The 13,396-nt window shown below is 53.3% G+C and carries 10 protein-coding genes; 9 read left to right on the top strand and 1 reads right to left on the bottom strand.

Annotated elements, in window-relative coordinates:
- The first annotated feature begins 10 nt into the window (after window positions 1-10).
- The 9 genes from atpD to IV01_RS13100 all read left to right on the top strand — a co-directional run bounded on the left by atpD (window position 11) and on the right by IV01_RS13100 (window position 12,439).
- The gene (gene atpD, locus IV01_RS13140) at window positions 11-1,390 is read left to right on the top strand and encodes a F0F1 ATP synthase subunit beta (protein ID WP_032628511.1); all 1,380 of its coding nucleotides are present in this window, start codon (window positions 11-13) and stop codon (window positions 1,388-1,390) included.
- A gap of 44 nt (window positions 1,391-1,434) precedes the next feature.
- Window positions 1,435-1,860 (top strand): F0F1 ATP synthase subunit epsilon, encoded by a 426-nt coding sequence (locus IV01_RS13135; protein ID WP_032628512.1) that lies wholly within the window; start codon window positions 1,435-1,437, stop codon window positions 1,858-1,860.
- A gap of 119 nt (window positions 1,861-1,979) precedes the next feature.
- A complete protein-coding gene (glmU, locus tag IV01_RS13130) occupies window positions 1,980-3,347 on the top strand; it encodes a bifunctional UDP-N-acetylglucosamine diphosphorylase/glucosamine-1-phosphate N-acetyltransferase GlmU (RefSeq protein WP_032628513.1) in 1,368 nt (455 codons plus the stop codon).
- Window positions 3,348-3,563: 216 nt separating this feature from the next.
- Entirely contained in the window at window positions 3,564-4,331 is a 768-nt protein-coding gene (locus tag IV01_RS13125; RefSeq protein WP_032628514.1) for a DeoR/GlpR family DNA-binding transcription regulator, read from the top strand.
- A gap of 10 nt (window positions 4,332-4,341) precedes the next feature.
- On the top strand, window positions 4,342-6,177 hold the full coding sequence (gene glmS, locus IV01_RS13120; protein ID WP_032628515.1) for a glutamine--fructose-6-phosphate transaminase (isomerizing): 1,836 nt from the start codon (window positions 4,342-4,344) through the stop codon (window positions 6,175-6,177).
- A gap of 314 nt (window positions 6,178-6,491) precedes the next feature.
- Window positions 6,492-7,343 carry a TnsA endonuclease N-terminal domain-containing protein gene (locus IV01_RS13115; protein WP_032628516.1) on the top strand — a complete coding sequence of 284 codons (852 nt, stop codon included), beginning with the start codon at window positions 6,492-6,494 and terminating at the stop codon, window positions 7,341-7,343.
- 43 nt (window positions 7,344-7,386) lie between these two features.
- The gene (locus tag IV01_RS13110; protein WP_229636120.1) at window positions 7,387-9,504 is read left to right on the top strand and encodes a Mu transposase C-terminal domain-containing protein; all 2,118 of its coding nucleotides are present in this window, start codon (window positions 7,387-7,389) and stop codon (window positions 9,502-9,504) included.
- Window positions 9,497-10,942, top strand: a complete 1,446-nt coding sequence (locus IV01_RS13105) for an ATP-binding protein (RefSeq protein ID WP_032628627.1) — start codon at window positions 9,497-9,499, stop codon at window positions 10,940-10,942. The genes IV01_RS13110 and IV01_RS13105 overlap by 8 nt, the downstream gene beginning before the upstream one ends.
- A gap of 24 nt (window positions 10,943-10,966) precedes the next feature.
- Entirely contained in the window at window positions 10,967-12,439 is a 1,473-nt protein-coding gene (locus IV01_RS13100; protein WP_032628518.1) for a TnsD family Tn7-like transposition protein, read from the top strand.
- 4 nt (window positions 12,440-12,443) lie between these two features.
- Here the strand turns inward: IV01_RS13100 and IV01_RS26640 are convergent, their stop codons facing one another.
- Window positions 12,444-13,268, bottom strand: coding sequence for a hypothetical protein (locus tag IV01_RS26640; protein ID WP_154232213.1), 825 nt, complete (start codon window positions 13,266-13,268; stop codon window positions 12,444-12,446).
- Between the last annotated feature and the right edge of the window lie 128 nt (window positions 13,269-13,396).

Consider the following 13,396-nt stretch of genomic DNA (forward strand, 5'->3'; position numbering starts at 1 on the left):
GAACCAGCTAATGAGTAGCGGACGTATCGTTCAAATCATCGGCGCCGTGATCGACGTGGAATTCCCACGCGATAGCGTACCGAGCATCTACAACGCGCTGGAAGTTCAAAGCGCGGCAGGAACCACCCTGGAAGTTCAGCAGCAGCTGGGCGACGGCGTGGTTCGTACCATTGCGATGGGCTCCACCGAGGGCTTGAAGCGTGGTCTGGAAGTTACAGACTCCGGTTCCGCCATCTCCGTACCGGTCGGTAAAGCGACTCTGGGCCGGATCATGGACGTACTGGGCAACCCGATCGACGAAGCTGGCCCGATTGACACCGAAGAACGCTGGGGCATTCACCGTCCTGCGCCGTCCTTCGCTGAGCAAGCTGGCGGCAACGACCTGCTCGAAACTGGCATCAAGGTTATCGACCTGGTTTGCCCGTTCGCCAAAGGCGGTAAAGTCGGTCTGTTCGGTGGTGCCGGTGTAGGCAAAACCGTAAACATGATGGAACTGATCCGTAACATCGCCATCGAGCACAGCGGTTATTCCGTGTTCGCCGGTGTGGGTGAGCGTACTCGTGAGGGTAACGACTTCTACCACGAGATGAAGGACTCCAACGTTCTGGACAAAGTGGCACTGGTTTACGGTCAGATGAACGAGCCGCCGGGTAACCGTCTGCGCGTAGCACTGACTGGCCTGACCATGGCCGAGAAGTTCCGTGACGAAGGTAACGACGTTCTGCTGTTCGTCGACAACATCTACCGTTACACACTGGCCGGTACTGAAGTATCCGCACTGCTGGGCCGTATGCCTTCCGCAGTAGGTTATCAGCCGACCCTGGCTGAAGAGATGGGTACTCTGCAAGAGCGCATCACTTCGACCAAAAACGGTTCGATCACTTCCATCCAAGCGGTATACGTACCTGCGGATGACTTGACTGACCCGTCGCCAGCGACCACGTTTGCTCACTTGGACGCAACCGTCGTACTTTCCCGTGACATCGCTTCCCTGGGTATCTACCCAGCGGTAGATCCACTGGATTCGACTTCGCGCCAGCTGGACCCAAACGTTATCGGCCAGGAACACTACGACACCGCTCGCGGCGTACAGTACGTGTTGCAACGTTACAAAGAGCTGAAGGACATCATTGCGATCCTGGGTATGGACGAGCTGTCGGAGACCGACAAACAGTTGGTTAACCGTGCTCGTAAGATCCAGCGCTTCTTGTCGCAACCGTTCTTCGTGGCTGAAGTCTTCACTGGTGCATCGGGTAAATACGTTTCCCTGAAAGACACCATTGCTGGCTTCAAAGGCATCCTCAACGGTGACTACGACCACCTGCCAGAACAAGCGTTCTACATGGTCGGCGGCATCGAAGAAGCGATCGAGAAAGCCAAGAAACTGTAATCCCAGCGCCCGGCAACGGGCGCTAATCAGGTCGAGGCAAGCAAATGGCTATAACAGTCCATTGCGATATCGTCAGCGCGGAAGGAGAGATTTTCTCCGGTCTGGTCGAGATGGTGATTGCGCACGGTAACCTGGGTGATATCGGTATCGCTCCAGGCCACGCGCCGCTGATCACTGATCTGAAACCAGGTCCGATCCGCTTGATCAAGCAGGGCGGAGCAGCGGAGGTGTTCTACATCTCCGGTGGTTTCCTCGAGGTTCAACCGAACATGGTCAAGGTGCTTGCCGACACTGTGCAACGTGCTGATGACCTGGACGAAGCCTCTGCTCAGGCAGCCGTCAAGGCAGCCGAGAAGGCCCTGAACGAAAAAGGTGCGGATTTCGATTACGGATCTGCAACTGCTCGTCTGGCCGAGGCCGCAGCTCAGCTGCGTACCGTTCAGCAAATTCGCAAGAAGTACGGCGGTTAATCCGTCGCCACTTTTCTGCGCGATTGAGTAAAAGGGTAGCCTCGGCTACCCTTTTTCTTTTTTCAGGATCAGCCGACGCTTGTTGTTAAGCGAATTGGCGCGCTCAGTTGGAACTCCTCATGTCTCTCGATATCGTTATTCTCGCGGCCGGCCAAGGCACACGCATGCGCTCGGCACTCCCTAAAGTCTTGCACCCTGTTGCTGGCGATTCGATGCTTGGGCATGTTATCCACAGCGCCCGTAAGCTTTCCCCAAAGGGCATCCATGTCGTCATTGGTCATGGGGCAGATGTTGTCCAAGAGCGACTGGCGGCAGATGATCTGAATTTCGTGATGCAGGAAAAACAACTGGGTACAGGCCATGCCGTCGCTCAAGCGCTGCCAGCACTGAACGCCGATATCGTGCTGATTCTTTACGGCGATGTCCCACTCATTGAAGTCGAAACTCTGCAGCGCCTGCTCACGAAAGTGAACCCTGAGCAATTGGGCTTGTTGACCGTTAACCTGGACGATCCAACCGGTTACGGCCGTATCGTGCGCGATGAGCACAACCGGGTTTGTGCAATCGTTGAGCACAAGGACGCGACCGACGTCCAGAAAGCCATTACCGAAGGCAATACCGGCATTCTTGCGGTACCGGGTAAACGCCTGGCTGACTGGCTGGGCCGGCTGTCGAACAACAACGCTCAAGGCGAGTATTACCTGACTGACGTGATCGCCATGGCAGTTAATGAGGGGCTGGTAGTCGCTACCGAGCAGCCCCACGATGCCATGGAGGTGCAGGGCGCCAATGATCGCAAGCAGCTGGCCGAGCTGGAGCGCCACTATCAGCAGCGCGAAGCTCGCCGACTGATGGCGCTGGGCGTGACATTGCGCGATCCGGCACGTTTCGATGTGCGCGGTGACGTAACCGTGGGCCGCGATGTGCTCATCGACATAAACGTCATTCTGGAAGGCCGTGTGGTCATCGAAGATGACGTGGTGATTGGTCCCAACTGCGTGATCAAAGACAGCACCCTGCGCAAAGGCGTTGTCATCAAGGCCAACAGCCATCTGGATGGGGCGATCATGGGCGAGGGCAGTGATGCCGGTCCGTTCGCCCGCTTGCGCCCTGGCAGCGTGCTGGAAGCCAAAGCTCATGTGGGTAACTTTGTGGAGTTGAAAAACGCCCACCTGGGCGAAGGCGTGAAGGCTGGCCATCTCACCTATCTGGGTGACACGGTGATTGGCGCTCGCACCAACGTGGGTGCCGGGACCATCACTGTCAACTACGACGGCGCCAACAAACACAAAACGCTGATTGGCGAAGATGTGTTCATCGGTTCGAACAACTCGCTGATCGCACCTGTGACAATTGGTGATGGCTCCAATACAGCGGCAGGCTCGACCATTACTCAGGATGTGGATAAGTCCCAGCTTGCCGTAGGTCGTGCTCGCCAGCGCAATATTGATGGCTGGAAGCGGCCAGTGAAGGTCAAGAAGGACTGAGTTATCCACATACAGAGTCTGAGTTGATTGTGTTTTTGTGGGAGCGAATTCATTCGCGAACGGGGCGTCAGGCACTGCGGTAATGTCTGAAAGGCCCCTTCGCGAATGAATTCGCTCCCACCGGGAAAATCTAATCCGTGTTCCGCCCTTGACCAATCCCCCTCAATAGGTTTTGATTGCCTTCGATATCTTTCGAAACGAAATCAAATACCCCTCATGTCGAAACGAAATACCCCTCAAAGAAGACATAACATCCTCGCCTTGCTCAATGCACAGGGCGAAGTGAGTGTGGATGAGCTGGCTAAACGCTTCGAAACTTCCGAGGTTACGGTTCGCAAGGATCTGGCCGCATTGGAAAGTAATGGCCTGCTGCTGCGTCGCTATGGCGGGGCGATTACTTTGCCACAAGAGCTGATCGGCGAAACCGCAACGCCGGTTTCCAAGTACAAACAGGCCATTGCCCGTGCCGCCGTACTGAGAATCCGCGAACACGCTCGAATCATTGTCGACAGTGGCAGCACCACCGCCGCCCTCATTCCTGAGTTGGGCAAGCAGCCTGGTCTTGTGGTGATGACCAACTCGTTGCACGTCGCCAGCGCCCTGAGTGAGCTGGAACATGAGCCGGTATTGTTGATGACCGGCGGCACCTGGGACCCGCATTCCGAGTCGTTTCAAGGCCAGGTCGCTGAACAGGTACTGCGTTCTTACGATTTCGATCAGCTGTTTATTGGTGCCGATGGTATCGATCTGATTCGCGGCACCACGACATTCAACGAGCTGCTGGGCCTTAGCCGAGTCATGGCCGAAGTCGCCCGGGAAGTGGTGGTGATGGTCGAAGCAGACAAAGTTGGACGCAAGATCCCCAATCTGGAGTTGCCCTGGAGCAGCATCCATACCCTGATTACTGATGATCGCCTGCCCCTCGAGGCACGCGAACAGATACAAGCCCGCGGCATAAACCTGATTTGTGCCGCTGTCAGCTAGGAGAAAAGTTATGTGTGGAATCGTCGGCGCCGTTGCTGAACGCAACATTACCGCCATTTTGCTCGAAGGCCTCAAGCGCCTGGAATACCGTGGCTACGACAGTGCGGGCGTGGCGCTCTTCAGTAACGCGGGCGTGCTTGAGCGTCGCCGTCGTTCCGGCAAGGTCAGTGAGCTCGAACAAGCATTGGCTGGCGAACCTCTGATGGGGCGTCTTGGTATTGCACACACCCGCTGGGCGACTCACGGCGCACCTTGCGAACGCAACGCTCACCCGCATTTTTCCGGCGACGAGCTGGCGGTGGTCCACAACGGCATCATTGAAAACCACGAACCCTTGCGCGAGCGCCTCAAAGGTCTGGGCTACGTCTTTGCGTCAGATACAGACACCGAAGTCATCGTCCACCTGCTGCACCACAAACTCCAAGACACGCCGGACCTGACTGTGGCGCTTAAAGCAGCGGTCAAGGAGCTGCATGGCGCTTATGGCCTGGCCGTGATCAGCGCGAAACAGCCTGATCGCTTGCTGGCTGCACGCAGCGGCAGCCCGCTGGTGGTCGGCCTCGGTCTTGGGGAAAACTTCCTCGCGTCCGACCAAATGGCCCTGCGTCAGGTCACCGACCGCTTCATGTACCTGGAAGAAGGCGATATCGCGGAGATCCGTCGTGAAAGCGTGCAGATCTGGTCCGTTGATGGTCTGCCGGTAGAACGGGAAGTCGTGCAATACCGCGAAGGCGCCGAAGCGGCTGACAAAGGTGAGTTCCGCCACTTCATGCTCAAGGAAATCCACGAGCAGCCAAAAGTCGTGCAGCGCACGCTGGAAGGTCGACTGGGGCAGCAGCAGGTTCTGGTTCAGGCATTTGGTCCGCAAGCGGCAGAGTTGTTCGCCAAAGTACGCAACGTACAGATCGTCGCCTGTGGCACCAGCTATCACGCAGGGATGGTTGCCCGTTACTGGCTCGAAGGTCTGGCCGGTATTCCGTGTCAGGTGGAAGTGGCCAGTGAGTTCCGCTACCGCAAGGTAGTGGTGCAGCCGGACACCCTGTTCGTGTCGATTTCCCAATCCGGTGAAACCGCCGATACCTTGGCCGCGCTGCGTAATGCCAAAGAGCTGGGCTTCCTGGCCAGCCTTGCCATTTGCAACGTGAGCATCAGTTCGCTGGTACGCGAGTCGGATCTGACGTTACTGACTCAAGCCGGTCCGGAAATCGGCGTCGCGTCCACCAAGGCCTTCACCACGCAACTGGTTGGCCTGCTGTTACTGACGCTATCCCTGGGCCAGGTCAAAGGCACATTGGGTGAAGGCGTTGAAGCCGAGTTGGTTGAAGAGCTGCGCCGCCTGCCAACCCGTCTGGGTGAAGCCCTGGCGATGGATGGCACGATCGAGAAAGTCGCCGAGCTGTTTGCCGAAAAGAACCACACCTTGTTCCTTGGCCGTGGCGCGCAATTCCCGGTGGCCATGGAGGGTGCACTCAAGCTCAAGGAAATCTCTTACATCCACGCTGAAGCTTACCCGGCTGGCGAGCTCAAACATGGTCCGTTGGCATTGGTGGATAGCGATATGCCGGTGGTCACCGTGGCGCCAAATAACGAACTGCTGGAAAAGCTCAAATCCAATCTGCAGGAAGTCCGCGCCCGTGGTGGCGAGCTAATCGTGTTTGCTGACGAACAGGCGGGCATGAGCAACGGCGAAGGCACCCACGTCATCGCCATGCCGCACATCATTGATGCGTTGGCACCGATCCTCTATACCATTCCATTACAGCTGCTGTCGTATTACGTCGCTGTATTGAAAGGCACCGACGTCGATCAGCCGCGTAACCTGGCCAAGTCGGTCACTGTGGAATAGGTTCTCCACAGCAGATCCTTTAGTGTTTTGAAAGAATAAAGGTTGTCACAAAAGAATAAAGGTTGTCATAAGCTAATAAAGGTTGTCACAGGGTTCTAGCCCGCCGCTTGTCGGGCTATGAGCACCTCTGTGGGGACAAGGATCACAATACTTATGCACCCGCTGTGACTGCTGTCCTGGCTGAGCCCGCTCTTGAATTTCACACGCCACAACCGTTCTGTGCCGTTCCGATTGAGTGGGTCGCCCAACGATGAGCGACTCGTGAAATGACATCTGTGCCAGATATATCGCCGAAGCCTGCCGCAAGGAGGCTGATGACGCAGCAAAAGATCGATAGAAAAATTAAATCAGGGTGTGGGTCTGGGGTCAGGGGAGACTATACGCCTTGGATCAAAGTCTGGGAGATCAAATCGCGCGGGGTTTCGCACATCGTACCGAGTAAGAAATTCCAGCGCGCTCATCACCTGCTATCCAACGCTGAGCGTGATTTCCATCTGATCCTCGAGCAGGATCCCTCTATCATCGACATCCGTGAGCAGTTCCCCCTGCTAACCCAAGCTGAGACCCAGGCGATTGCGTCAAGTTTGAATTACCGACATCCAGTTTATCCTGGTACTAATGTTCCAGTGGTCATGACTACAGATTTCCTCGTCACTTTCATCGACTCGGATGGCGAAGAGAGGCTGGCTGCGCGCTCAGTAAAATACAGGAAGGAATTTGAAGATGCTGACCTACCGAAGCAGCGTCGGATGGAAGAAAAGCTTGAGATCGAAGAGAAATACTGGTCCATGAGAAAGGTGCCTTGGAAGCTGGTCCTTCATGAAAATCTTCCCCATACCAAAATTTCAAATCTCGTGATCCTCAGGACTTATGCGGAAATTCATCCATCGTTACCCACGGATAAGAATATTAGCAATCTCATCAATTTTCTAGCAGGGTCCAAGACTGACCAAATACCCCTCAAGGCGCTGTTAGAAAGAGCATCAAGGGCTATTTTCATAGAATACAAAGGGGTCAAGCGTCTTTTCCACTATATGTTGTGGACTGGAAGGTTAAAGGTGGACCTCACCTCAAGTGCGATTAGCTTATCTCAACCATTGCGTGTTTGGGCTAGTGAGTCTCCTACTCCTGTTACATCAAAACCCGAGGTATCCCGTCATGCTTAGTCTGGGAGTTAACTGTATCGTTTCCCCAGGTGAAGGAGCTGGGGTGCTGAAGAAGCCTATCAGAGTATTAGGCGTAACTGATGACGTCATCTTGGTCATCGACCTAGGGACTAACCCGACCAAGCCGTGGCGAATCGAGCGATCTCTATTGATCGACGAAATCGATAGTGGCGCAGCTGTGGTCAATGCTGAATTGGTGCCGATGCACTTACTCCGCACCGATGACGAAATCAGTGAGAAAGAGAAGAATAGCCGTGATAAGAATTGGGAGCTGGTTCGTGGCCTACTCGAGAATAAAGTACCTCTGGATATTCTAACGCCCAATTTCGGTACGTTTGTCGCTGGTCATGCAGTGCTAATGGGAGTGGATCGTAAGCAAATCTACCGACTACTCTACCGGTATTGGAGCATGGGACAAACTCGTAACGCGTTTTTATGGAATACCAGTACATGTGGTGGCCCAGGAAAAAAAAAGAGTCGCGCCTCTGGTATCGTTCCCGGTCGGCCCCAAAAATACCTTGGCGTTGTTGTTGATGAAGGTGGGGCAATTCTTCTCGATCCACGCCACTTGACACATATTAAGTTGGCGTATGGCCGCTTTGCTAGTGGTAAGTGCGGGACAATTAAAAAATGTCATGAGTGGATGCTCAATAAGTTTTATAGGTCGATAAAGTCAGATGGTTCAAAAGGGGATTTAGTAAGAAGTAGTTATCCATCTGTTAATCAGCTTGTACATAATGGGAAGGAGTTTTTTGACGCTCTATACAAGCTCAAGAACCGTGAAGGATCGATTCGCTTCAATAAAGATTATCGGGCAATTGTAGGGTCCGCATCGCATAAGCTTATCGGTGCTGCACACCGATATGAAATCGACTCGACAATTGCTGATGTCTATTTAGTGCATCGCGTAAATAGGCTGTGGCTGGTCGGCAGGCCTGTGCTTTATGTTGTGGTGGATACTTTCACTAGAATGATTGTAGGTATTCATGTAGGGCTTGAAGGGCCTAGCTGGAACGGAGCGAGGCATGCCATTTACAATGCTTGCACCCCAAAACAAGAGTTCTGCAAGCGCTATAATATAGATATCGAGGATGAACAATGGCCTTGTTCTCATGTGCCGGTGGAGATTGTAGCAGACCGCGCTGAGCTCCTTAGTGGTGCTGGTGAGACCATGACCCAGACTGTTGGCACTACCTTGAAGATCTTGCCGCCGTTTCGGCCAGACTGGAAAGCCATCGTTGAAAGCCGTTTCCGTTTGATCAACGACAAGCTGGATTTGAAGTTTTTACCAGGTGGCGTGGATGCACGTAAGTTGGAGCGTGGTGACCGAGATTATCAGCTCGATGCAGTGTTTGACATTGATGAGTTCACAGAATTGGTGATCGAGGGAGTCTTGGCTCACAACAAAACCCTGCAGGTTCCTCACCTTCTCAGCCGTGAGATGGTCGCCGCTGAAGTGAAGCCAACTCCATTAGCCATGTGGAATTGGTCCATGGCAAACAATCTCCTGAATTCTAAGGTCGTGTCACCATCGGAGTTGAAGATCGCATTGTTGCCCTCGCGCAAATGCAGTATTGGCCGCGGCGGGATCAATTTTCAAGGTGTGCTTTATACCTGCGAGACTGCTGTTCGCCACCAATGGTTGGAACGTGCTCACAGCTTTGAAACCAAACCCGTGACAGTTTTTTACGACCCTAACTCTATCGAGAATTGCTGGATAAAATCTGGTGCGGGATTCGAAATGCTTACGATCGTACCGCAGCAGCGGGATAAGTATATGGGCCTGCGTCTGGAGGAGGTCCTGGATATGATCAGCATCGTGAAACAGGTTTCGCCAGAAGACCGCTACGAAGCTGCCAACACTGGTGCGCGCCTGCAGGGTCGCCAGGAGGAGATATTGAAGCGTGCGAAGGCAAAGCGCAAAGCACAAGGCGATCCAAAATCGAACGCTGAGTTTAAATGCGACAAGCGGACTAAGCGAGGGGTAGAGGCTCAGAGCGACCGAGATCTACACACCGCTGATCTGAATCAACTCCGGGTTGTGGATAACCCAGCTGTGACGGAGGAAAATATCAAGCCTGCTCCGCGACCTATTTCTGGCAGGAGCGCTGCCTTCCTGAAGTTGGTGGTAAATGGGGACGAAGGGGCCAGGCATGAATGACTTCGTTTTTTCACGTGCATCTTATGTCCCTACGGACATGCCTCAATATGACGGTAATCCCCTAATTGAGTGCCTGCCCAGGATTTTGTCGGATGCTGACGTCGTAAGGCGCATCGGGAACACTCCTGTGCGACCTGATGAGGCGGAGAGAGCGCTGGACCCGAAGCTTCGTGGTCATGGAATCAATAGGATCAAGGACCTTGTCATTCCGTTTGAAATTCACCTTAGACTCGAGGATCTGTTTAGCCAATTAATCCGCTACGGATACACGGGTCGAAACCCGTTGCATGCCTCAACCCTCAGGCATCGCTCACCTTCGTCGGCAGCTATAGCAGGAACCGGGTTCATGTCCACTGCTGAGACGATGACTCTGATGGGTTTGAGCGGCATGGGGAAAACGACTGCGATCAACTCCATTGCCAAACTTTATCCACAGGTGATCAGCCACAGTCAATACAAGAGAAAAATCTTCATCGAGACGCAGGTGGTTTGGCTCAAAATTGAGTGCCCGCATGATGGCTCGCTACGAGGTTTTTGCGCCGCTTTCTTCGCTTCCCTCGATGGCGCTTTAGGTATCCATAAGTACTCGACCAGGGCTGCTACCGGCCGCAGCATCAGTGTGATGCTGCAGAACATCAGTCAGCTGTGCAAAACCTATTACATCGGCGCGCTCATCATCGACGAGATGCAGCATCTGTGTTCATCCCGGGGCGGGTTGGACCGTGAGAAGCTGCTTAATTTTTTTGTGACGCTATCAAATGATGCGGGCGTGCCCCTGGTGTATGTTGGCACGAACGCGATGCTTCCACTGTTCTCTGGTGTTTTGCGAAATGCGCGGCGAGCGGCGGGAATGGGACCGATCGCGTTCGACAGGTTCAGTGAGGACGATCCGTTCTGGGCGCATCTTGTGTCCCAGATGTGTGCATATGACTGGACTAAAACGCCTGCGCCGTTGACGAACAAGCTTCTCTCTAAGATATACGACCTCACCCAAGGCAATACCGATTTCCTGGCCAAGCTTCTGATGCTTACCCAGCGGCATGCGATCTGGGAAGACATCGAGTCAATCACACCGGCAGTTCTTCAGCAGGTTTATGACACTCAAATGAGGCTCCTGCATAAGCCCATTGAAGCGTTAAGGAGCGGTGATCCAATGCAGATAGCTGACTTCGAGGATATGATGCCGACTAAGGATCAGATCGTTCAGATGATGAACTACGACTTGGCACGCCGTGCCGATAGAGCACATCTTTCACTGATTACTCAGGTTGGGATCGGTGCAGTGGAGCCGGCGGCGAAACAGCCCACGAAGCGCACCCGTAAGCCGGTCGTTCCGGTTAGCAAAGAGCCTGCCCCAGGCACCCTTTTCGCCGAGGACGATGATGTACAGACTCGGCTTGAACGGCGCGGCTGGGTGGATAAGGATTCCGCCTGGTGACCTAACCCGCGGGGGCCCGGATCAATGGAGCGCTTGCTTAGTTTCCCTCAACCGTTTCCAGATGAGTTGCTTTACAGCTTGGCGGTCCGCTATCACAGGTTTTCGGCGAACAACAGTTACCGTCAGACGAGTCAAGAGCTGTTCAATACGTACTCCAGAACTTGCGGCTCGATTTTGCCATGCTGTCTGGAAGCTCTGTCTCAGCGGTTAGCCTCAGCTTACTCGGTAGACGAGTTGATTGATCGTTTTACGCTTTTGCCGCTCTACAAACCTTTTGTGAACGGTGCAAGATACAGCGCCGCATGTATTTCCATGGCTGGAAACTCCGGAACAGGCTTGAAGATGAGTCTGGGCATCACCGCCTCCGGCTTCTTGAAGCATGCGTCATTCAGGTATTGCGAATGCTGCATCTCCGAAGATACCCGTGATTGCGGCTCGCCATACTGGCATCGGATTCACCAGGCGATCGGCACATGCACCTGTCCACAGCATGGTATCGTGCTCCGCGAAATGACATTTCCGGGTGGTGGGGACTGGCGTTGCATGCTGCTTCCGGGAGAAGCATTGGGATTACCAGTCATAGATGGCCAGGGTAAATTTGCTGCTGATGCTGTGAGTGGCATGCAGCTATGGGGACTTGAACATCCTTCCGACGCCAAAAGATTGCTGGACGAAAGGCTTTTCAGGCACCGTCTAGACGAGATGGGGTTCCTAAAGTCTGGCCGGATTAAAGAGCGCGCCTTGAAGGATTATCTGATGCCACGACTCCTTTGCAGCCCCGCTGCGAAGGAGTTTCACGAGGTCAGAGAATCCTGCGACTGGGCCTTGGCAGTGTTGCGCTCCCGTGAGGCTGTCGTACAGCCATTCAAATTCTATTTCCTGTGCTGGCTTCTCGGGATGGACGCTGAACAGCTCCAGTCCTTTCGTCCGCAGACGGATACAAGTATGACGGAGGCGTCTAGGTCGAGTAATACGTTGAGTATTGTAAGCACCTGCGCGATCGAGGCGCACCGCGCAGCGTTCTCCGATAGCTCTGCGGCGAGGTGCCATGACAAGCCCGGATATGGGTGGCTTTACCGTCATGACAGGGCTTGGTTAGCGCAGTATGTGTCATCCCACCCTTTCCCCAGAGCGAGCACGAAGTTGGTCGATTGGGGAGCTCGGGACCTGGGGCTTGCCCAGGATCTGTTAGCTGCTCGAGATAAGATATTGTCTGCGCAAGGTAAACCAATAAGGATTACCCGCGCCGCGCTGAACAGATCTGTGGCCCATCATCATGACTTTTTGAGGACGCCTGAAAAGTTTCCAACAAGTATCACGTTGATGAACAATATGCTTGAGTCTAATCATGATTATCAAACTCGTAAAATCAGGTGGGCGGTGAGGCACTACTTGTTGCCTGAGAGAACTGCTATCAGCGTTGTATATCGATGTGCTGCTATTAGAATATCATACGTAGCTGACGAAGAAGTGCTGGAAATTCTTTCCACCGAATAAGACATCAATTTGCAATTTCGCACTTCCAGCGGGCGATGCTGTTAGCATACCTCAGGGCTGACACGTCCTTTTGCAACTGGGCCCTGGCGGATTCATTCGCCAGCAGATGTAAGTATCTTTCAGCGGTCCCGCAACCAAGGAATGCTTGAATAATTAAGGTGTCGTCAGAGGTAGCAATCCAAACTCCGTTCATCTTTCTACCGCCGAGCTCCGATTCGGCCGCTATATAATCATCATTCTCCCTCTCCTCACCGGAATATTTTAAAAACAAGCTGCTGCCTACAATCCACTGAGTGCTGTGGCGTTTGGGTTGGGTGCCATCATACCCAAGAAGTCCTGCAACGAAACCTGCATGCAGATGTTTTAGGGAGCCTGGTTGGCGGGATATATTTTTATACGATAGGCTGCATACTCCAAGCTGGGAGAGTTTGTGATAACGAATCGGAATCAAGCATTTGGGGCAGGTTGTTATTAGCTCAGCGCCATGAACGCTGCATATTTGAACAGACATTTGTACATGGCTGCGGTGTACGTATGCTGTTCCATAATTTTCATAATCATTAAGTGCGCAGTCAGGACATATCTTTTTCCAGATTCTCGGTGTTACTACCGTATTGCTATTAGATCGTCCTAATGCTTTAGTCATGGGGAACAGGGTATTATTCAATAAAATTTCTGTTGCTATTTTCTGCTCAATCATCCAGTTTGGGTATTCAAATAGTGCGTGCGTCCTGTATTCCAATTTATAACCAGGAGCTCTACTATAACCTTTCCTAGGAATAGCTTTAATTATGAAGTCAGCAGGTACGAGAGTTTTGATGCCGAGCATCTCATTCCCTCTTTGCAGCGCTGACGCCACGTACTCTCCAGGTAATGGGGTAAAGATTCTCATTATTTTTGGGTTTCAGCCATATCAGTAGGACTGCGCACATGTCAGCCGACTATGATACCCATTCC

The sequence above is a fragment of the Pseudomonas syringae genome, from assembly GCF_000737245.1.
Taxonomy (GTDB): Bacteria; Pseudomonadota; Gammaproteobacteria; order Pseudomonadales; family Pseudomonadaceae; genus Aquipseudomonas; species Aquipseudomonas syringae_J.

Coding starts and splice junctions, on each gene's coding strand:
- atpD (WP_032628511.1), top strand. CDS start 11: ATGAGTAGCGGACGTATCGTTCAAATCATCGGCGCCGTGATCGACGTG.
- IV01_RS13135 (WP_032628512.1), top strand. CDS start 1,435: ATGGCTATAACAGTCCATTGCGATATCGTCAGCGCGGAAGGAGAGATT.
- glmU (WP_032628513.1), top strand. CDS start 1,980: ATGTCTCTCGATATCGTTATTCTCGCGGCCGGCCAAGGCACACGCATG.
- IV01_RS13125 (WP_032628514.1), top strand. CDS start 3,564: ATGTCGAAACGAAATACCCCTCAAAGAAGACATAACATCCTCGCCTTG.
- glmS (WP_032628515.1), top strand. CDS start 4,342: ATGTGTGGAATCGTCGGCGCCGTTGCTGAACGCAACATTACCGCCATT.
- IV01_RS13115 (WP_032628516.1), top strand. CDS start 6,492: ATGACGCAGCAAAAGATCGATAGAAAAATTAAATCAGGGTGTGGGTCT.
- IV01_RS13105 (WP_032628627.1), top strand. CDS start 9,497: ATGAATGACTTCGTTTTTTCACGTGCATCTTATGTCCCTACGGACATG.
- IV01_RS13100 (WP_032628518.1), top strand. CDS start 10,967: ATGGAGCGCTTGCTTAGTTTCCCTCAACCGTTTCCAGATGAGTTGCTT.
- IV01_RS26640 (WP_154232213.1), bottom strand. CDS start 13,268: ATGCTCGGCATCAAAACTCTCGTACCTGCTGACTTCATAATTAAAGCT.